The sequence below is a fragment of the Pedobacter cryoconitis genome (assembly GCF_014207135.1).
Taxonomy (GTDB): Bacteria; Bacteroidota; Bacteroidia; order Sphingobacteriales; family Sphingobacteriaceae; genus Pedobacter; species Pedobacter cryoconitis_D.
In genome coordinates, this window is record NZ_JACHCC010000017.1 from 30857 (window position 1) to 51035 (window position 20179).

The 20179-nt window shown below is 40.8% G+C and carries 19 protein-coding genes; 10 read left to right on the forward strand and 9 right to left on the reverse strand.

Translation table 11 applies throughout. The annotated features are described in order from the left end of the window. Nucleotides 1-15 precede the first annotated feature (15 nt). Entirely contained in the window at nucleotides 16-1107 is a 1092-nt protein-coding gene (locus HDF25_RS25025; protein WP_184629155.1) for an AI-2E family transporter, read from the forward strand. Between the two features lie 39 nt (nucleotides 1108-1146). On the opposite strand, the gene HDF25_RS25030 is transcribed toward HDF25_RS25025, so the two are convergent. The 3 genes from HDF25_RS25030 to rocF form a co-directional block, all read right to left on the reverse strand. Next, a complete protein-coding gene (locus HDF25_RS25030) occupies nucleotides 1147-2490 on the reverse strand; it encodes a deoxyguanosinetriphosphate triphosphohydrolase (RefSeq protein ID WP_184629156.1) in 1344 nt (447 codons plus the stop codon). 95 nt (nucleotides 2491-2585) lie between these two features. Continuing rightward, nucleotides 2586-4367 carry an arginine--tRNA ligase gene (argS, locus tag HDF25_RS25035; RefSeq protein WP_184629157.1) on the reverse strand — a complete coding sequence of 594 codons (1782 nt, stop codon included), beginning with the start codon at nucleotides 4365-4367 and terminating at the stop codon, nucleotides 2586-2588. A gap of 4 nt (nucleotides 4368-4371) precedes the next feature. Further along, complete coding sequence (gene rocF / locus HDF25_RS25040) at nucleotides 4372-5322, reverse strand: arginase (RefSeq protein ID WP_184629158.1); 951 nt, start codon at nucleotides 5320-5322, stop codon at nucleotides 4372-4374. 102 nt (nucleotides 5323-5424) lie between these two features. Here rocF and HDF25_RS25045 point away from each other — a divergent pair, with 102 nt between their 5' ends. Further along, the gene (locus HDF25_RS25045; protein WP_183865460.1) at nucleotides 5425-6816 is read left to right on the forward strand and encodes an arginine decarboxylase; all 1392 of its coding nucleotides are present in this window, start codon (nucleotides 5425-5427) and stop codon (nucleotides 6814-6816) included. 192 nt (nucleotides 6817-7008) lie between these two features. Continuing rightward, entirely contained in the window at nucleotides 7009-7776 is a 768-nt protein-coding gene (locus tag HDF25_RS25050; RefSeq protein ID WP_184629159.1) for a PKD domain-containing protein, read from the forward strand. A gap of 32 nt (nucleotides 7777-7808) precedes the next feature. On the opposite strand, the gene HDF25_RS25055 is transcribed toward HDF25_RS25050, so the two are convergent. Further along, entirely contained in the window at nucleotides 7809-8441 is a 633-nt protein-coding gene (locus HDF25_RS25055) for a WG repeat-containing protein (protein WP_184629160.1), read from the reverse strand. Further along, complete coding sequence (locus tag HDF25_RS25060) at nucleotides 8435-8818, reverse strand: hypothetical protein (protein ID WP_184629161.1); 384 nt, start codon at nucleotides 8816-8818, stop codon at nucleotides 8435-8437. The genes HDF25_RS25055 and HDF25_RS25060 overlap by 7 nt, the downstream gene beginning before the upstream one ends. 353 nt (nucleotides 8819-9171) lie before the next feature. Between HDF25_RS25060 and HDF25_RS25065 the strand changes: the two genes are divergently transcribed. Beyond that, nucleotides 9172-9726 carry an outer membrane beta-barrel protein gene (locus HDF25_RS25065; protein ID WP_184629162.1) on the forward strand — a complete coding sequence of 185 codons (555 nt, stop codon included), beginning with the start codon at nucleotides 9172-9174 and terminating at the stop codon, nucleotides 9724-9726. A gap of 83 nt (nucleotides 9727-9809) precedes the next feature. On the opposite strand, the gene HDF25_RS25070 is transcribed toward HDF25_RS25065, so the two are convergent. Both HDF25_RS25070 and HDF25_RS25075 read right to left on the reverse strand, forming a co-directional pair. Next, complete coding sequence (locus HDF25_RS25070; RefSeq protein WP_184629163.1) at nucleotides 9810-10652, reverse strand: M57 family metalloprotease; 843 nt, start codon at nucleotides 10650-10652, stop codon at nucleotides 9810-9812. A 645-nt stretch (nucleotides 10653-11297) separates the two neighbouring features. After that, the gene (locus HDF25_RS25075) at nucleotides 11298-11765 is read right to left on the reverse strand and encodes an Hsp20/alpha crystallin family protein (protein WP_260409466.1); all 468 of its coding nucleotides are present in this window, start codon (nucleotides 11763-11765) and stop codon (nucleotides 11298-11300) included. Between the two features lie 43 nt (nucleotides 11766-11808). Here HDF25_RS25075 and HDF25_RS25080 point away from each other — a divergent pair, with 43 nt between their 5' ends. Then, nucleotides 11809-12291 (forward strand): acyl-CoA thioesterase, encoded by a 483-nt coding sequence (locus HDF25_RS25080; protein WP_184629164.1) that lies wholly within the window; start codon nucleotides 11809-11811, stop codon nucleotides 12289-12291. 18 nt (nucleotides 12292-12309) lie between these two features. On the opposite strand, the gene HDF25_RS25085 is transcribed toward HDF25_RS25080, so the two are convergent. Both HDF25_RS25085 and HDF25_RS25090 read right to left on the reverse strand, forming a co-directional pair. After that, the gene (locus tag HDF25_RS25085) at nucleotides 12310-13719 is read right to left on the reverse strand and encodes an FAD-binding oxidoreductase (protein WP_184629165.1); all 1410 of its coding nucleotides are present in this window, start codon (nucleotides 13717-13719) and stop codon (nucleotides 12310-12312) included. Between the two features lie 3 nt (nucleotides 13720-13722). Beyond that, nucleotides 13723-14085, reverse strand: coding sequence for a dihydroneopterin aldolase (locus tag HDF25_RS25090; protein ID WP_184629166.1), 363 nt, complete (start codon nucleotides 14083-14085; stop codon nucleotides 13723-13725). A gap of 113 nt (nucleotides 14086-14198) precedes the next feature. On the opposite strand from HDF25_RS25090, the gene HDF25_RS25095 reads away from it, so the two are divergent. The 5 genes from HDF25_RS25095 (at nucleotide 14199) to HDF25_RS25115 (ending at nucleotide 20143) form a co-directional block, all read left to right on the forward strand. Further along, on the forward strand, nucleotides 14199-15389 hold the full coding sequence (locus tag HDF25_RS25095) for an acyl-CoA dehydrogenase family protein (protein ID WP_184629167.1): 1191 nt from the start codon (nucleotides 14199-14201) through the stop codon (nucleotides 15387-15389). An 18-nt stretch (nucleotides 15390-15407) separates the two neighbouring features. Beyond that, nucleotides 15408-15791, forward strand: a complete 384-nt coding sequence (locus tag HDF25_RS25100; protein WP_184629168.1) for an SRPBCC domain-containing protein — start codon at nucleotides 15408-15410, stop codon at nucleotides 15789-15791. A 200-nt stretch (nucleotides 15792-15991) separates the two neighbouring features. Continuing rightward, the gene (locus HDF25_RS25105; protein WP_184629169.1) at nucleotides 15992-18316 is read left to right on the forward strand and encodes a beta-galactosidase; all 2325 of its coding nucleotides are present in this window, start codon (nucleotides 15992-15994) and stop codon (nucleotides 18314-18316) included. 115 nt (nucleotides 18317-18431) lie between these two features. After that, nucleotides 18432-19190, forward strand: coding sequence for an SDR family NAD(P)-dependent oxidoreductase (locus HDF25_RS25110; RefSeq protein ID WP_184629170.1), 759 nt, complete (start codon nucleotides 18432-18434; stop codon nucleotides 19188-19190). Nucleotides 19191-19222: 32 nt separating this feature from the next. Continuing rightward, nucleotides 19223-20143 (forward strand): helix-turn-helix domain-containing protein, encoded by a 921-nt coding sequence (locus HDF25_RS25115; protein ID WP_221451021.1) that lies wholly within the window; start codon nucleotides 19223-19225, stop codon nucleotides 20141-20143. The last annotated feature ends 36 nt before the right edge of the window (nucleotides 20144-20179 follow it).

Genomic DNA, 20179 nt, shown 5'->3' on the forward strand with positions numbered 1-20179 from the left:
CATTTATACTACAATATGAAAGAATTACCTCTCACCGTAAAGCGATCTATCGAATTATTCGGTTTATTACTTATCGGTGCATTATTTGTCGTAGGAAGTGATATTATCATGCCCGTTATCATGGCATTTTTTATCAGCATCATGCTAGTTCCTGTCTACCGTTTTCTAAGAAAATATAAAGTTCCCGAAATTATAGCCATCGTTTTCCCCATCCTGCTTGTCGTCATCTTTGTCGGCCTGATTGTCTGGTTTTTCTCTGCCCAGGTGGCCAATCTCGTTGCAGACTTCCCAGAGATCAAAAAGAACGTCGCCATACACCTGAAATCACTCAGCCAGTGGATTAGCAGTGTCAGTCATTATTCACCCACACAACAACTCGATTTCATCAATAAAAAGAGTAACGACCTGTTAAACATGGCCGGAGGAATGGCCAGTGGAGCAGCCCTTACCCTCAGCTCCATATTCGTATTCGTAGGTCTACTCCCTATTTATATCTACCTGATGCTCTTTTACAAAGACATCCTGCTGAAATTTATCTTTATGTGGTTTAAAACAGACCACCATCCTAAAGTTAAAGAAGCCATCTACGAAACCGAATCCATTATCAAAAATTACCTGGTCGGTTTACTGATCCAGATTACCTATATGACTGTGCTGTTAGGTGGGCTCCTTATGCTTTTTGGTATTGAACACGCCTTATTAATCGGAATCATCTTTGCCATTCTCAACCTCATTCCCTACGTAGGAGCCCTGATCGGAAACATTATCGGTGTACTACTCACTTTAACTGCATCCACTTCCATGGCCCCTGTAATTACCGTTCTTGCGGTTATTGCAGCTGTACAATTCCTCGACAACAATATCCTGATGCCAAGAATAGTCGGTTCAAAAGTAAAGATCAATGCACTCATAGCCATTCTGGGCGTAGTTTTAGGCGGAAGCCTTGCCGGAGTTTCGGGGATGTTCCTTGCCATGCCTATCATAGCAGTACTTAAAGTCATTTTTGACAGAACAGAGATGTTCAAACAATGGGGCGTACTTTTCGGAGACGAAAGACCCTCAAAAAGCCCGATGACCTTTCCTATGTTCAGAAAAAAGGCCCTGTAAAAACACCCCGGTCATTGCAAAACGACCGGGGTTTTATATTTAACTCATCGAAGGAAAAGAAATTCCCTTGATTTTGCGGAACAGCTCCACTGCATAAATATCAGTCATGCCCGCAACAAAATCCACTACACAAAGAATCTTCGTATAATCATCTGTTTCTTCCGTCCTGAACTGTTTAGGGATCAGCTCCACCAGTTTTTTATGATACTTTGATTTATTATTCAGGTAAGCCGGAATAAACTCCTCCAGCAAACCACCCATCACTTTATAACCCGCAATCTCAATTTGCACGACAGAAGGATAGTTATATATCTTTTTAATGGAGACGCGCTCGATTTCCTGCATAACTGACAAAAAAGGCTCCTCAATTTTCTCCATCAGGCTCTGATTAAAATCCCCATTTAAAATGGCCTCCTGATGCTGATAAAACAACTTAGAACATTGTCCAATCAAAGTACTGATCGATTTTGCCCGCATCAGCGTGATCTTGGCGTCATCATCCTCCATTTCTGCCAGACGCGCAGGCAATTTAGGATCATTACAAAGTGGTAAAAGCAATTTCTCCACCTCCTGATAACTCAGAATTTTCAAATGATGTGCATCTTCCAGATCAATGATATTATAACAAATATCATCTGCAGCCTCCACCAGGTAAACTAGTGGATGACGCTTATAAACCAAAGGACTATCCTGTACCTTGATCAGCTCCATCTCATCCGCTATCTTTCTGAACCCCTCCTCTTCTGCCTGGAAAAAACCATATTTCTTCGTAAAAATATTCTCCTTCCGGTGCCCCGCAATAGAAGCACAAGGATACTTCGCAATAGAAGCCAGTGTGGCATAAGTCAAAGCAAAACCTCCGGTTCCTTTCCCGGCAAAAGAATGCGTCAGTATCCGAAGTGCATTCGCGTTTCCTTCAAAATTAACCAGATCCTGCCATTGCGAAGGCGTTACCCTGTTCTCATAAACCTTCCCATCACCATTGATAAAATAATTAGAAATCGCCGATTCCCCCGAGTGCCCAAAAGCAGGGTTTCCCATATCATGCGCCAGACAAGCCGAAGCAATGATATTTCCAATCTCCATTAATAGCGGACAAGACTCATCAATTCCAGGATCTGCCTCCTTTACCTGATTATAAAAGATCGTCCCCAATGACCGGCCCACACTTGCTACTTCCAGACTGTGCGTTAACCGGTTATGTACAAATACACTTCCCGGCAAAGGAAATACCTGCGTCTTATTCTGTAACCTCCTGAATGGAGAAGAGAAGATAATCCGGTCATAATCACGTTGAAACTCAGATCTCGCTTCTTTTTCGTTGCCTTTAAAACGATCCTCATCCCCCCAACGCTTAGCAGATAATAATTTTTTCCAATCCATAATAAAAAATAATACAGCAAATACTGTCTGTTTACCAAAAGAGGCGCCATTTCAAAAACAGCGCCTCTTTCCTATAATATAATAAATTCCAAATTTTACATTCTTTCCGGAACCGCGATCCCTAAAATACGCATACCCGATTTCAGGATGTTAGCCGTTACCCAGCTCAGGTTTAACCTGTGTTGTTTTAAAGCTTCATCCTCTTCCTTCACAATTGGTGGGATCTCATGATAAAACTTATTGAACATCTTCGCTACCTCATAAATATAATTCGCTAAACTGGCCGGACTAAACGCTTTTGCGGCCGCAGCAATTTCAGCAGGATATTTTGATAACAGAATGATCATTTCCAGTTCAGTTGCCGATAAAGCAATATCCTGAGCAACATGTTTCCCTTGCTCGTAAGCTGCTTTGCTTAACAGCGATTTAATCCTTGCATGCGTATACTGGATAAACGGGCCTGTATTACCCTGGAAATCGATAGATTCTGAAGGATCAAATAACAGACGTTTCTTAGGTTCAACCTTCAGCAGGAAGTACTTCAGCGCACCCATTCCGATATTATAATACAGACTTTCTTTCTCTTCTTCACTAAAATGATCCACTTTACCCAGCGCTTCAGTTTTCTGTTTTGCTGTCGCGATCATCTCCGCGATCAGGTCATCCGCATCCACTACAGTACCTTCACGTGATTTCATTTTACCGCTTGGCAGATCCACCATTCCATAAGACAAATGATACAGACCCTTTGCCCAGCTCTTTCCTAATTTATCTAAAATCAGGAACAACACCTTAAAGTGATAATCCTGTTCGTTACCTACCACATAAATAGAATCATCCATTTTGAAATCATCATATTTCATTTGTGCGGTACCCAAATCCTGTGTGATATAGACAGATGTTCCATCCGCACGCAGAACCAGTTTCTGATCCAACCCGTCTTCCGTCAGGTCTATCCATACAGAGCCATCCGGTTTTTTAAAGAACACCCCTTTAGCCAGGCCTTCTTCAACCGTATCTTTTCCTAATAAATAAGTATTACTCTCATAATAGTATTTATCAAAATCTACACCCAGGTTTTTATAACTCACTGCAAAACCGTCATAAACCCAGCCGTTCATCCTCTTCCAAAGCGCAATTACCTCTTCATCGCCAGCTTCCCAGGCCAATAACATCGCCTGAGCTTCCTTCATTAAAGGTGCATTCTTTTTACCTTCATCCTCAGTCTGGCCAGCTTCCTTCAGTGTTTCGATTTCCTTTTTATATTCCTTATCGAAGATCACATAATACTTTCCAACCAAATGGTCACCTTTCAGACCAGAGCTTTCCGGAGTTTCTCCGTTGCCCCATTTCTGCCAGGCCAGCATTGATTTACAGATGTGGATTCCCCTGTCATTGACCAGGTTCACTTTAAACACCTCAGCACCATTTGCTTTCAGCAGTTCAGAAACCGAATAACCCAATAAGTTATTGCGGACGTGACCTAAGTGAAGCGGTTTATTTGTATTTGGCGAAGAATACTCCACCATCACCTTTTTACCATTCGAAGGAATAGTACCAAATTCTTCTTTCAGCAGATCCGTCTGAAACAGATTGATCCAGTATGAACTCGTGATGCTCAGGTTTAAGAAACCCTTTACCACGTTAAATGCAGTTACCTCATCAATATTCGCTTTCAGATATTCTCCCAGTTCATTTGCAGTAACTTCAGGTGATTTTTTTGAAAAGCGGACTACCGGAAACACAACAATAGTAATCTCCCCTTCAAATTCACTGCGTGTATCCTGAAGGTTAAGTTGTGATTCAGGTAAATCCTGATTGTATAATTCTTTGACTGCTTTCACAGTCGTATTAATAATATGTTGTTCGATATTCATAATTCTATTCGTTTCTAAAGGCATTCGTTGCCTTAACTAAAATCTCAAATGCATGTTCAGCCATTTGATTTTCCCTGTCCAGGGTGGGGTTCACTTCTACAATCTCAAAACAACATACTTTTTGATAAGCCAGTAACCTCGACATCAGACTGCCTGCCTCACGTTCGGTAAGACCTTGTGCAACTGGTGTCCCGGTACCTCTCGAAGCTGTAGGATCCATCGAGTCCACATCAAAGGATACATAAATCAGATCACACTGATCCAGGTATTGCATCGTTTCAATAACAATTCTTTCTACTCCCCTTTTCCGGACTTCGGCCGTCGAGTACATCTTTACCCTGTTCTTTTTCAGCAGAGACTCTTCCGGTTTCTCCATATCCCGCGCAGAAATCAGCACAAGATCACTATAATTGATCTTCGGTGCAATATTACCTACATTTTTTAACTGGTACCAGTAATTTAGTGTTTCCTGATCCAGTTCATTCACTTTAGCGTCCAGGTTGTCTTCATCCAGCACCATCGCGAGCGGCATTCCGTGCATATTTCCCGAAGGAGTTGTGTACGGAGAATGCATATCCGAGTGTGCATCGATCCAGATTACCCCTAATTTCGATTTAGGAAATGCTTTTTTTATACCTGTAATAGTTCCCGCAGCAGTACTGTGGTCGCCTGCCAGCACCACTGGAAATTCGTTTTTACCTAAAGTTTCTGTTACCTCATCAGCTACCCTTTCAACCATCGTTAAAATTCCGGAAATCCGCTTTGCGAACGGGCTACCGGTGTTTTCTAGTAGTAAATGGTTCTCATTTGGTACTTCAACCGACTTATGTTTTTTAAAAAATCTACTTCCAAAATCGAGGGCGGCAATCTTAATCGCGTCGACGCCCAGACTAGCACCTCTTGTACCTGCGCCCAACTCGGACTTAACTTCTATAATTTTTAAGTTCTTCGTCATAAAAAAAAATTACCAGTATATTCTAAAGTGTTTATCTTTGGCACCAAAATTAACTCATTTTAATTTGCCAACCCTTTAAATAATTGTTCAAAAATATAAAAAATGCAGAGTTACTCCGAATTTCTTGATCTAAGTGTAGGTTTCCCTCAAGAAGGATACAGTGTCATCGATGACGAACTATACTTTCAGGATCTGAATTTAATGGAAATGATTGAGACTTATGGTACGCCATTACGTTTTACTTATCTTCCGATGATCACCAAAAAGATACAGCAGGCAAAATTGCTGTTTCAGACCGCGATCATCAAGAACAATTACCGTGGAGATTACAAGTATTGCTATTGTACAAAAAGTTCACACTTCAGACATATTGTTGAAGAAGCTTTAAAAAATGGCATTCACTTAGAGACATCTTCGGCATTTGATATGCCAATGATTGAGGCCCTTGAGAAGAAAGGCGCCCTGACTAAAGACATTACTGTTATTTGCAACGGCTTTAAGACTTATCAGTACAAACAATATATCATTGATATGTTGCATGACGGATATAAAAACATTATTCCCGTATTAGACAACAAAGAGGAGTTTAACCTTTTTGATGACGAAGTAGAATTGGAAACACCTTGTAATTTAGGGATCCGTATTGCGGCAGAAGAGCAGCCCGATTCACAGTTCTATACTTCCCGTTTAGGTGTACGTATGGAAGATGTAATTGATTTCTACAACAATAAAATCTCTACTAACCCTAACTTCAGGGTTAAATTACTCCATTTCTTCATCAACTCTGGTATTACCGATTCTCCATACTATTGGAACGAGCTGGAGAAATACGTAACCTTATACTGTAAATTCAAGAAAATCAATCCTGAACTGGATACTTTAGATATTGGTGGTGGTATGCCATTCAAAGACTCTTTAGTATTTGATTTCGACTATGAATACATGGTGAATGAGATCGTAAAACGTATCAAAGAAATTTGTGCAGAGCACGATGTAGTGGAACCAGATATCATCACTGAATTTGGTAAATACACCGTAGCAGAAGCTTCAGGTATCCTTTACAAAGTATTAGGCCGTAAACAGCAGAATGACCGTGAAAAATGGTTGATGCTTGATGGATCATTCATCACGAACCTTCCTGATGTATGGGCTTTAAACCAGAAATACATTTTACTTCCGATCAATAACTGGGATGCAGAGTACGAGAGAGTCAATTTGGGCGGTATCACCTGCGATGGTCAGGATTATTACAATCAGGAAGCCCATATGAACTCCGTATTTATGCCAAAAACGCGTAAAGTACAATACCTTGGCTTCTTCAATACCGGAGCTTACCAGGAAGTACTGAGCGGATATGGTGGAATTCACCACTGTCTGTTACCGAGCCCTAAACACGTGATTATCCGTCGCAACCGCGATGAGACTTTCAACTTTGAGGTATTCGGAGAAGAGCAAAACAGTAAACAAGTACTGAAAATCCTGGGTTATACCTAGTCCCGGATCCTTATAAAAATTATACAATCCCGCATCTTAACCGAGCGGGATTTTTTTTGTGTTAACTTTTTGTTACCATTCCTTCCTCATCCTGAGTTTAAACTTAATATACAACCGACACCGAATCGTATTAACTTAGATGATATTTATTGTTTCAAAGAAACTTTTAATTACACCTTCAGCCAGTCAAACATGAAATCTATTTACCTTCCTCTGCTTATTGCAGCAATTAGTTTCACTTCCTGTAAAAAAGACCCTGTTCCGCCGGCTCCTTCAGCCAGCTTTAGCATTGACCAGGATCAGTCTTCCGCTGTCACAATTATAGCCACAAAGAATTATCCTTTGTCTATTGAATCAGACAAGGGAACATCCTTTACCTGGGACTTTGGAAATGGGGTTATTACTACAAAAAAAGACACTACACTATCGATAAATAAAGCAGGGAATTATACCGTTTCCCTGACTGCAAAAAACTCAACCGGGCAGACTACCGTTGTCAAAAAACAAGTAAAGGTTGTATCTCCGATCTTAAAAAATATTACCATTAAAACTATGGACTGGATCAGAAGCGGAGAATCTACTTTTCCGAAATCCCGTAAGGCAGATCTATGGATCGAGCTTACAAAGAGAGAGAAAGGCGTTAAGTACCCAATGTTCAGCAATGGTGTTTATGATGCCCCGGTAATATATAAAAGCCCTGTTTTTCAAAATATAACTCCTGACCATGCACCAATAAGTTTTGATATTCCAGAGAAATTGGTTCTTGATGAAGCAGCCATTTCTGCGGAGCGACTCTGTGTTCTGCTCTATGCGAAAGATGCTACAGGGACCTATCTCTTGTATAGTCGTAGTTTCTCAGGATCAAATGAAATATATAATGGAAGTGTTAGCAGAAATGCATTTCTATGGAGCCCGAGCTTTATGCTATGCCAAATGGAAATAACAGGTACTTACGAATAATCCCCCTCAAAAATAATGCACCAGGGTTCCGCTCAAGGGCGGGACTTTTTTGTTTGGTATCGTTTGATAATCTTCCCTTTAGCATTAAGCAGCACATGCTCATCCGTCAAGGTCCAGGCCTGCCGGAAATTCCCTTTCAGTTCCCCAACCTTTTTAAACCGTTCACCAGAGTGATTGATATATCCGCCTTCATAACCACCTGACCAGAACCAATGCTCTCCATCCATTACCTTATGGCCACCGAGCGTGTATTTAGCAATACCATTCTTAAACGGCTCCACAAAATCAAAGGCTGCGGGTATAACTTTCTTCCAGTTCGCATTAGCAAACCCTATTTTACCATTCTCCACAAAGCGAAAAAGGCCTTCCTCTATATCATCCGGTCCATTATCATAAATAAACGGAACCAGAATTACTTTTCCTGTTCTGTCAATTCCCTGCACTCCGCCTTTTCCCAGGACAAAAATCCTGTCATAAAGCGTATCCACACCATAACCCGTTAAAAACTGCGCGGGAATAACAATCTTCCCACTACGGTTTTTATACCCCATCAATTCCCCATCCTTTGATTTAACAGTGTAGGCAACCAAATAATCAGTCCGTTTTGTTTGCGCAGTTACGACAGTTACTCCGGCAAACAGTAAAACCAGCCATATCCTTACCAAAAGTATCCTCCTGCTCCTGCCGAGTCGGCAAACTTTAGTTTTTCCACTTTTTCAAGGTAATCCAACAGCTCTTTGAACTGCCCTATTCTAAGATTAACTTTCAAAATGGCCACCTCATTCTTAAAATCTGTGCTGTTACTTAAAACAATAGTATCCTGAGGGACCCTCAGTAAATTTAGATTTCCATTTTTCCTTGTTCCTAAGAAGCCATAAAACCCTCTTCCGTAGTCCATGTATTTATAATCCTTTAATTTAACAGTTATATTTTTGTTCCAGGGTATCAGGTACCGGATGTGCAGCACATCAAACTGATCGATTTGCAGGCGGCAGCTGTACCTGGATAGAAAGAAGTAGGCCGCTATTACGATCAGGATCATATAAAGTAAAAATCCAGCGGCATGAACCTGAAAAGATCCTATGTTCGATAAAAAGCAAGCCACAATAAAAATCAATGTAAAATAAATTGTGACTGAATAAGATAACTTTAATTTCATTAACGTTCTACTCCCTAAAATAAATGTAGCCCTTTTTACTGAAATTATCCATCAATATACAAATCAACCCTTCTATAAACAAAAAGAGTCCCTTAAATCTGAAAATTATTATCCCACAACAGCCGTCTCAAATTTTAACTGGCTTATTTATAATCATTTGATTTATTAAATTTTCTTTACAATTGTTTTTTATTTAATCTTGCGATCAATTTAATATCTAAACAATTAACACAGAAATGAAAAAGTTATTTTTATTAACGGCTATTGCCGGAGTTTTTGCATTTGGTAATGTATCAGCTCAAAAAATTAAAGGCCCGAAGTTAGGTATCGGAGCTGATTTTGCTGTGCCTGTAGGCGTTTTAAGTGATGGTTATAAATTTGGTTTTGGAGGATCTTTATTATTCCAGACTCCGATTGCACCAAAATTGAATTTCACGGCTTCAGCTGGTTATTTAAATCTTTCAGGTAAAGACGTGACTGTTTCCTATTTTACGGGTAACCAGATGATCACTTTTAAGCAGAAAGTTTCTAATTCAAACGTCATTCCTGTAAAAGTTGGGGCAAGATATTTTATCAATGATAACTTTTATGCAGGTGCTGAAGTTGGTGCAGCGTTTCTATCAGAAGATGGTGATAGCGCAACTGCTTTTGCCTATTCACCGAATATTGGTTATGAGCTTCCTCTCGCGAATAAAAACTCACTTGACTTTGGTGTAAGATACGAAGGATGGTCTAAAAATTCATCTGTAGGATTTTTCGGTTTGAGAGTTGCCTATAATTTCGGATTATAAACCGCGATTGACATAAGAAAACCGTCTCACAATTGACTTATGAGACGGTTTTCTTCCCTGATTCACGTTTTGTTTTTAAAGTTTTATTTATATAAGTAGTTTAGCGCAATAACATCATTTGCATTAAATGATCTGTTACCACCATTTGAACAAGCCAGCATAAACGAGTCCGGGTCTTCCGAAGAAGGAGTTCCAGGGATTTGGATGGCTCCTACGTCACTTTGGCCTTCATCGTTATTTGCATCCACATAACCACAGCTATACGAACGGTTAAAATAATCAGTATGGCGTAGACCGATGCAATGTCCTATCTCATGTTGTACTACAGAAGTCAGATAGTCCAGATTAGGATTTGAGCCATAAGCTGCATTATTCGTATTCATTTGTATCGTACCGAAAGGGTTTCCGCTATCGTCAGGGAATCCTGAAGACCCAAGCGTGATTGATCCATTCGAGTTCGGGGCTGAGTCAAAGCCGGCTACATCAATGTCTCCGGTTGAGCCAGAACTTGCTCTTTGAAAGTAAATTTTCAGTCCCAGGGCATTATAACGCGCTATTGCACCATCGACAGCGTCACTATAAACCGAAGGTAGATTAGTTACAGAGATCGTTACAGTTCTAGGTAGGTCAGACACCGTATTAGTAGTCTGGTACTGTTCAGACTTGGCTACCGTCAGCTTTTGGCTTTTAGCTTTTTTGGCCAGGCTGGCTTCCGATAAAAAGATATCCCCTTCTACGATGTATCCCCCTTTTGTTTTCACGACACTGGCCGTACTAAAGCCCAGGCTTTTGATTTGCGCTTTAGTAGACTGAGCGACCGTCTGGTCAGTTGAAGAAGTAGGTGTTTCATTCTTTTTTTGACATCCAAAAATGCCAAGTACAATTACGCCGGTAAACGCAATTGCAAACAATTTAAGTTTTTTCATAATTTAATAGATAGATGGTTTTGAATCAGGTAGAGTAAATCTATATATATTAAAAACTAAATCGAGTCAATTACCTAAATTTCAACAGATTAGAACTACACATTAACAAAGATTTCACCATTAAACATTATTAATCCTATCTAAATTATAGATATAGTTTATTTTAATTTCTACAAAATAAAATACAGAATAACTCATTAAAAAAGATACATAGTTGCCTCTAATTAAGATAATTATACTATTAGAATGTGGTAACAAAACAACCTCTATTATTCTTTAACTTTTATGGGTTGAAAGAGAAATTATCAATTAAAGGGGGGGGGCGCAGTCATAGTTTTCGGTCATTGGTTTTAGTCATTATACCTTCTTCATTAGATCGGTTGTTATTTTTCACCTTTACCCGGATATACCAATCCAATATCTTTCGGATAATGTAGAAAGGTTTTTCCTGTTTTTCTGTTTGCTGGAAGGTTTGACTACTAGAGATCATAAAATTGGTGTTATATTTTTGTGGCCATATTCATTCTTCATGAATCCGGGCCAAAAAAAATATAACACCAATTTTATAATCCCCATCCAAAATCCCAGCAATCAAAAAGGGGCAAACCTTTCGGAATGCCCCTTTAAGCTTAAAAAAAACCAAACTTATGAAACTTTAATTTCTTTACTTTCAGGTTGAACGTCAACTTTTTTACCGATTGCGATTGTTAAAATCCCGTTTAAGTATTCAGCAGAGATTTTTTCTGCGTCTACACTTTCAGGTAAAACGAATGATCTTGCAAAAGACAGATAATCAAATTCTTTTCTGCTATAATTTTTCTTTACTTCAGCGTCAGCTACTTTTTTCTCTGCCCATACAGAAAGCGTATCTTTTTTCAGGTTGATTTGAAAATCACTTTTTTCCAGGCCAGGTGCAGCCAGTTCGATAGTATAATTTTCTTCAGTTTCCAGGATATTTACTCCAGGAACTTTATTTATAGTGTAATTTTTATTAAGCGCTTCACTGAACAAAGAATCAAAAATATTGTTAAAGTGAGGTGCGTGGTTTCTTGTGCGGTTGTTAAAATTTACTAGTGTCATAATTATATTCTCCTTTATTTTTTTATTTTTCAATTATACAAGCACCTATTCAACTCTTATACCAATCCAAAAAAACATGAAAAACAAGACATTTAGTCAGTCTAAAGAAAAACAACCAGACATAAAGTCAGATAAACCAAGTAATACCGACAGTTTTCGCTATAAATTCCAGATAGAAACCCGGTTTGCCGATTTCGATATGATGGGTCACGTCAATAACGTAACCTATTTCACCTACCTCGAAATTGCCAGAACAAAATATTGGAGCCACGCTATATCGTGGGATTGGGAAAAAACAGGAGTCGTCGTTGCGCAAGCCTCTATGGACTACATCAATCCCATTTTCATCAAAGACAAAATCAGCATTTACGTCCGCACATCAAGAATAGGTAACAGCAGTTTCGACCTCGATTATATCATTGTCAAACACCTCGGCGACACAGAACAAATCTGTTCCAGAGGAAAAACCGTTTGCGTAGCCTTTGATTACGCTACCCAAAAAGCCATTTCCATACCAGAAGCAGAAAAAAATCAGATGATCCAATACGAACAGCTTTAATTCAAAAGCTGTTCCCTTTTAAAATATCTTTCCAGGATTCAGGATCCCATGAGGATCGAACACCCCTTTGATCCCCCTCATTAAATTAAGATTGATTTCACTATATTTAATTGACATAAACTCCCGCTGAACCAGTCCTATACCATGTTCACCAGAAATTGTGCCCCCTAAAGCAGCCGTTAGCTCAAACAATTCCACAATACCATCCTTCAGCTTATTCTTCCAGTCCTCATCACTCATCCCCGCTTTAATAATATTGATATGCAGATTACCATCACCAGCATGTCCATAACACACACTTTCAAAACCATATCTAGATCCGATTGCTTTAATCCCCTTAATCAACTCAGGTAAAGCAGCTCTCGGCACCACTGTATCCTCCTCCTTATAAACCGAATTAGATTTCACCGATTCGGCCATTGTTCTCCGCATCCTCCATAAATCTTCCTTCTGCTGAGCCGTATCTGCGAAAAGCACTTCCGTACAACCAAATTCCTCCAGCACCGTATTCACTTTCTCACAATCCTTAAATATCGCGTCCAGGTCATCCCCGTCAAACTCAATCAACAGATAAGCATTCACCCCATCCTTGACCTCAAACTTAATCTCATCATACTTCACTACCCACTCTACCCCTTTCCTTTCCATAAACTCTAAAGCAGAAGGAATAATACCAGCCCTGAAGATTGCAGATACCGCAGCACAAGCCTGTTCATTTTCCAGGAAAGACCCTAACATCAGTACACTCTGCTGCACTGCCGGGATCAGTTTCGTTACAATTTTAGTCACCACTCCTAACGTCCCTTCAGAACCGATCATCAACTGCGTTAAATTATAACCCGACGCATATTTAAGCGTATTTGCACCAGTCCAGATAATTTCTCCCGTAGGCAACACTACTTCCAGGTTTAAGATATATTCCCGGATCGTACCATACTTAACTACCCGTGGCCCTCCGGAACCATGTGCTACATTTCCCCCTATAAAACAAGAGCCTTTACTTGACGGATCAACCGGATACAATAAACCTTCCTTAGCCACCGCATTCATAAATTCTTCCGTAATCACACCAGGTTCTACAGTTGCCTGAAGGTTCTCCGTATCAATGGAAATAATTGCTTTAAAACGTTCCATAGATAACAACACCCCGCCAAATACGGGCAGAGCACCTCCGCTTAACCCCGTTCCTCCCCCTCTTGGCGTTACCGGAACATGATGCTCATTACACAACTTCAGCAATGCGGACACCGCCTCCGTATTAACCGGTTTCACCACTACTTCCGGTTCATAATGAAGATCTTCCGTTTCATCGTGACTATAATCAGCCAGTGAAACATGATCCGTAAACACATTTTCCGCACCCAAAACAGCAGCAAGCTGAGTTAAAAATGCAGGATTAACTTTGGTATAGTTAGGAATAGCTGACATATATTAATGCTTAGAAGAATAAGATAATTGAACAAAAGAATGGTTGATCTCTCCAGGCATAGGCGGATGCATTTTCTTGATTCCTGCCACGGCTGTCAATACAAACGGAAATGCAGAAATTGTTCTGTCCAGGATGAGCTTCACTACCGATTCAAGCATCTTCTTCGTGTTTTTCATTTCCTCCTGGATGATACTGTTCAGTACCTCATAGTTAACCGTCCGCTGTAAATCTTCCGTATCGCCCGAAGGAATAAAAGTGACTTCAACACTCACTAAGAATTCGGTTCCCGTCAATTGCTCTTCCGGGTAATACCCGTGCAGGGCGAAACATTTGACATCATTTAAAGCAACAGTTTGTAAATACATAAGATCTGATTTGTGCCACAAAATTAATTTTTTGATTGGTTTTAGCCAGCCATTACCCGAAATTATTACCTTTGAAGATAAGCCAACCGGATCAACCAAATATAGCGTATACCATGAACAAATCAGGAAAGAAAGACCTCTATGAAGCGCCCGATTATTATTTATTAGACGAATTATTGTCTGAAGAACATAAACTCATCAGGTCTACAGCCCGCGACTGGGTAAAAAAAGAAATCAGTCCGGTTATAGAAGATTATGCACAGAAAGCAGAATTTCCTAAACACCTGATTAAAGGTTTAGGTGAGATAGGCGCTTTCGGTCCGACTATCCCTGTTGAATATGGTGGTGCAGGACTAGACTATATTGCTTATGGTATCCTGATGCAGGAACTGGAACGTGGAGACTCAGGTATCAGGTCTACAGCTTCCGTACAGGGCTCCTTAGTGATGTATCCTATTTATGCTTACGGTTCCGAAGCGCAGAAACGTAAATACCTGCCTAAACTGGCTACAGGAGAAATGATGGGCTGTTTTGGTTTGACAGAACCCGATCACGGATCAAATCCCGGAGGGATGGTGACCAATATTAAAGATCAAGGAGATCATTACCTGTTAAACGGTGCAAAAATGTGGATTTCCAATGCCCCTTTCGCTGATATCGCTGTGGTCTGGGCAAAAGATGAAGCCGGAAAGATCAGAGGCCTTGTCGTGGAACGTGGAATGGAAGGATTTACCACGCCTGAAACACATAATAAATGGAGTCTGCGTGCTTCCGCAACCGGAGAGCTGGTCTTTGACAACGTGAAGGTTCCCAAGGAAAACATATTTCCGGAAATTTCCGGTTTGAAAGGTCCTTTAGGTTGTTTGAACCAGGCCAGATACGGTATTGCCTGGGGAGCTTTGGGTGCAGCGATGGATTGTTACGATACAGCCCTTCGTTATGCCAAAGAGCGCGTACAGTTTGGCAAACCTATCGGAGGGTTCCAGTTGCAGCAAAAGAAACTGGCTGAAATGATTACCGAGATCACCAAAGGACAACTATTAGTCTGGCGTCTGGGCGTCCTCAAAAGTGAGAACCGGGCAACAGCTGAACAGATCTCCATGGCTAAGAGAAACAGTGTAGAAATTGCACTCGATGTAGCCAGAAATGCCAGACAAATGCTGGGCGGTATGGGAATTACCGGCGAGTATTCGATTATGCGCCATATGATGAACCTTGAATCGGTGGTAACTTATGAAGGAACACACGATATCCATTTATTGATTACAGGAATGGATGTAACAGGATTAAATGCTTTTAAATAAATATAACAATACCATACAATGAAGACCTTTAAAAAATACTACTATCTTCCAGCCCCACCTGAGGAGGTTTATCTCGCAATGACTAAAGCACAAAGCATACAATTATGGACTGGTGCTGAAGTTGAGTTTGAAGACAAACCAGATACAGAATTCTCTTTCTGGGAAGGAGATATCATAGGAAAGAACCTCGAGTTTGACTATGGTAAAAAAATTGTACAGCAGTGGTACTTTGGAGAAGAGAATGAACCTTCAATTGTAACTATCAAATTCCATGCAGACAAAAAAGGAACTTCCCTAGAATTTGTTCAGACAAACATTCCGGACGAGGACTACGAAGACTTCTCTGCTGGGCTTAATGAATATTATATAGGCGGCCTGGCCGATTTCTTCGAAGAAGAGTAAAATCAAGCTCACTGTAAAAAAAAGACCATGTCGCCCTTAAGCCACATGGTCTTTTTTTTATAGCAAAACCAGTCGTTTACCAAAAAGCTGTAACGGTTTAATGACAAATCATCAGAAAGTAAAAATCAGCTGTAATTGCTCCTGAAATTAGCTAATTTCAACATTGATTTTCAAAACCAACCACCTAACCACAACTAAAAATGATAAATAAGAAGCAAATCGCTGCTATTTTCGTTTTCCTGATCTTCTCTTTACAGTTGAAGGCTCAAACCGAGCCTAAAAAATTTGAAATAGGCCCACAAAGTTTCGAATTAAACGGAAAACCTTTTATAATCCGATGCGGAGAAATGCATTTTGCCCGTATTCCAAAAGCAGACTGGCGTCACCGCTTAAAAATGGCCAAAGCCATGGGATTAAATACCGTTTGTGCTTACCTTTTCTGGAATATGCACGAACCTCAGCCAGGGCAATTTAACTGGACCGGTCAAAGCGATGCTGCTGAATTCTGTAAAATTGCTAAAGAAGAGGGATTATACGTGATCCTCAGACCCGGTCCCTATTCCTGTGCGGAATGGGAATTTGGTGGTTTTCCATGGTGGTTGCTGAAAGATAAAACCATGCAGCTGAGAACACAACATCCTTATTACCTTGAACGTGCAAAAAAATACCTGCTGGAAGTTGGTAAACACCTTGCCCCTATGCAGGTCAGTAATGGCGGGAATATCCTTATGGTTCAGGTAGAAAACGAATACGGCAGTTATGGCAATGATAAAGCCTATATGAATATCATTAAATCCTACATCAAAGAAGCAGGTTTTAATGTACCCTTATTTCATTGCGACGGTCCTTCCCAGCTTAAAAACGATCATCCCGATGGTTTATTCGCTGTAGTCAATTTTGGAAGTGACCCGGAAGATAATTTCAAAGCCCTGACTAAGATACAGCCAGAAGGCCCGCTCATGTGCGGAGAATACTATCCTGGTTGGTTTGACAGCTGGGGCAGACCACACCACAAGGGAGATACCAAAAGAATCGTTTCCGAATTAAAATACATGCTCGACCATAAAGCTTCGTTCAGTATTTACATGGTTCATGGCGGTACCTCTTTTGGCACCTATAGCGGTGCCAATGCTCCTCCTTACCTACCACAGACCAGCAGTTATGATTATGATGCCCCAATAGACGAGGCAGGAAATCCGACCCCTAAATACTACGAGCTCCGTAAGCTTTTCAGTAACTACTTACAGGAAGGAGAAACTTTACCAGAGATCCCGGCGGCTAAAAAAATCCAGACCACGGGCCCCGTTACCTTTACCGCTTTTGCCGGTCTCCAGCAGAACCTCCCACAACCAGTACTTTCAGATACTGCAAAACTGATGGAAGATCTCGGTCAGGATTTTGGCTGCGTTCTTTACCAGACCCAGCTCAAAGCTGGCCAGAAAGCTAGCTTACAATTTAAAGAAATCCACGATTACGCATTGGTTTACCTCGACAAGAAACTGATCGGGACTTTAGACCGCCGTAAGAATAACTTTTCTATCTCTCTTCCTGCGAGAACAAAAAATACCGTTCTTGATATTCTCGTAGAAGCAACCGGAAGAGTAAATTATGGTTATGCCATGCTAGACCACAAAGGAATCCACGGTCAGGTTAACCTGATCAGTAATGGCGTAACCACCGAATTAAAACACTGGAAAAACTACCCTATCCGACTGGGAGATCACACAATTCCTGTCGTATATAAACCATTAGCTGGTCAGAAACCCGGAGCAGGATTTTACAAAGGAAACTTTACTGCCGTAACAACAGAAGACACCTATCTGAACCTCAGCAAATGGAATAAAGGTTTGGTTTGGGTAAATGGTCATTGTCTTGGTCGGTTCTGGAATATCGGCCCTACGCAAACCATGTTCCTGCCGGGAAGCTGGCTTAAAACAGGAAAAAACGAGGTGATTGTTTTTGATCTTTATGGTACTGCAAAACCACAAATGAACAGTACTTCGATACCCATTCTTGATCAGGTCAATGAGCAGCAATTGCAGGCCCATAAAAAGAAGGGGCAACAATGGACAGGATCAGGTTTAACACCACATTACAAAGGCATTTTTGAGAACTCTTCGAAATGGCAGGATGTAAAATTCAGTCCTGTCAGTGCCCGTTATTTCTGTCTCGAAGCACTCTCCGAACAAAAAGGACAGCCCTATATCTCCGTTGCAGAAATTGTTTTACTCGATGAAAAAGGAAAAGAAATCCCAAGGACCAATTGGAAAGTAGTTTATGCAGACAGTGAAGAACTTAGTGGAGATGATGGTAGTGCATCCAATGTTTTCGATTTACAGTTCACCAGTATCTGGCATACCGAATGGGAGAACAGTTCACCAAAACCACCCCACCAGCTCGTTATAGATCTGGGGGCCAGCTATAAAATCGGCGGGATGAAACTATTACCCAGACAGGACAATCCAAATGGCAGAATAAAAAATTACCAGTTATATTTTTCCACCCTCCCGTTTAAGGGAATATAAGAGTTCAAATGACTAAAAAGCATCCTATGATTTGAAATTCGCAAATAATGGATTGATTTGTTCAAACCAGCACCCTCCTTTGCGTGTTATTTTTGTATCTAAACAAATTACACTTATGAAAAGTAACATAGCCCTCATTACAGGAGGAAGCCGCGGATTAGGCAAAGACATGGCCTTAAGGCTGGCAGAAAAAGGAAATCACGTCATTATAACTTATAATACCAAAGCAGAAGAGGCTCAGCATGTAGTGAATCAAATTCAGCAAAGCGGACAAAAGGCAGCAGCCTTACAGTTGAACACAGGTGATATCAAAAGCTTTGATTCATTTATTGCGACAGTAAAGAATACATTAAAACAGGAATTCGGGACTGATCGTCTGGATTTCCTGATCAACAATGCCGGGATGGGAAGTAATGCCCCTATTGGCGAAGTCACTGAGGAAATGTTCGATGAGCTGATGAATGTCCACTTTAAAGGTGTCTATTTTTTAACGCAGAAAACATTACCCATTCTGAATGATGGAGGAGGTATTGTGAATGTATCTTCAGGTCTTGCCCGTTTCAGTGTGCCTGGCTCTTCGGCATACGCTTCGATGAAAGGTGCAGTTGAAGTATTTACCAGATATCTGGCTAAAGAGCTGGGGCCAAAAGGCATCAGGGCAAATGTTATTGCTCCCGGGGCAATAGCTACTGATTTCAATGGTGCACATCTTCGGGAAAGCGAACAGATTCAAAATTTCGTGAGTAGTGTGACCGCTTTGGGCCGTCCGGGTATGGCAGAAGATATTGGTGGCGTAATTGCCTTCCTGTGTACAGCAGATGCCAGATGGATAACAGGGCAACGGATTGAGATTTCTGGCGGTATGTTTGTATAAGTAATTCCAGCTATCCCAATTATAACTGACCCTTGAAAGACAAACTCATCAATCATTCCTCTTTAGAGGACTTTTACCAAAGGAACGGAGCTTCCCTTCCTGCTGGCATTGCCCGCGAAATCGGACATTTTAATGTATTTGAAAGTGAAAAACTTTTTGACAAGAAGACCGGTGACCGTATTATGCCCTATAGTCGCAGGGCTTATTACAAGATCAGTTGGCTGAGAGGTAAAAGCAAGGCCGAATACGCAGACAAAACCATTGACATCCGGCAGAATGCCCTGTTATTTGCCACACCGAAGATCCCTTATCACTGGTTGCCTGAGGATCATCATCAAACCGGTATGTTCTGTATTTTCACCTCCGACTTCTTTTCATCAGGTCAGTCCGGCATGGTACTCGATGAGTTACCTATCTTTCAACCCGGGCAGTTCTCTGTGTTTCAACTTTCAGATGAAGAAATTAAAGAGATTGAGTACATCTTTCAGAAAATGCATAAAGAGATGAGTACCGACTACAAATACAAGTACGACCTGTTACGTAACCTGGTGATGGAGCTGATTCATTATGGTCAGAAGCTCCAGCCGATGTCGGCACTCAGCAATACGCAGAATGCTTCAGAGAGGATCTCGTCCCTGTTCATCGAGTTACTTGAACGCCAGTTTCCCCTTGAGTCATTAAATCAGCGGTTGAACCTTCGTGCGGCAAAAGACTATGCAGATCGTCTGGCCATCCACGTTAATCATCTGAACAAAGTCTTAAAAGAGGTAACCGGTAATACCACGACCCAGCTGATCAGTAAAAGAGTTATCCAGGAGGCTAAGATTTTGCTTAGACAAACGAACTGGAATATTGCTGAGATTTCCTATAGCCTGGGATTTGAAGACCAGGCCCATTTTTCCAATTTCTTTAAAAAGCAAACCACTTTTACACCAGTTACATTCAGGTTATAGCAATAAAAAAGCGGGTTATCTCAGCAATAGAGATAA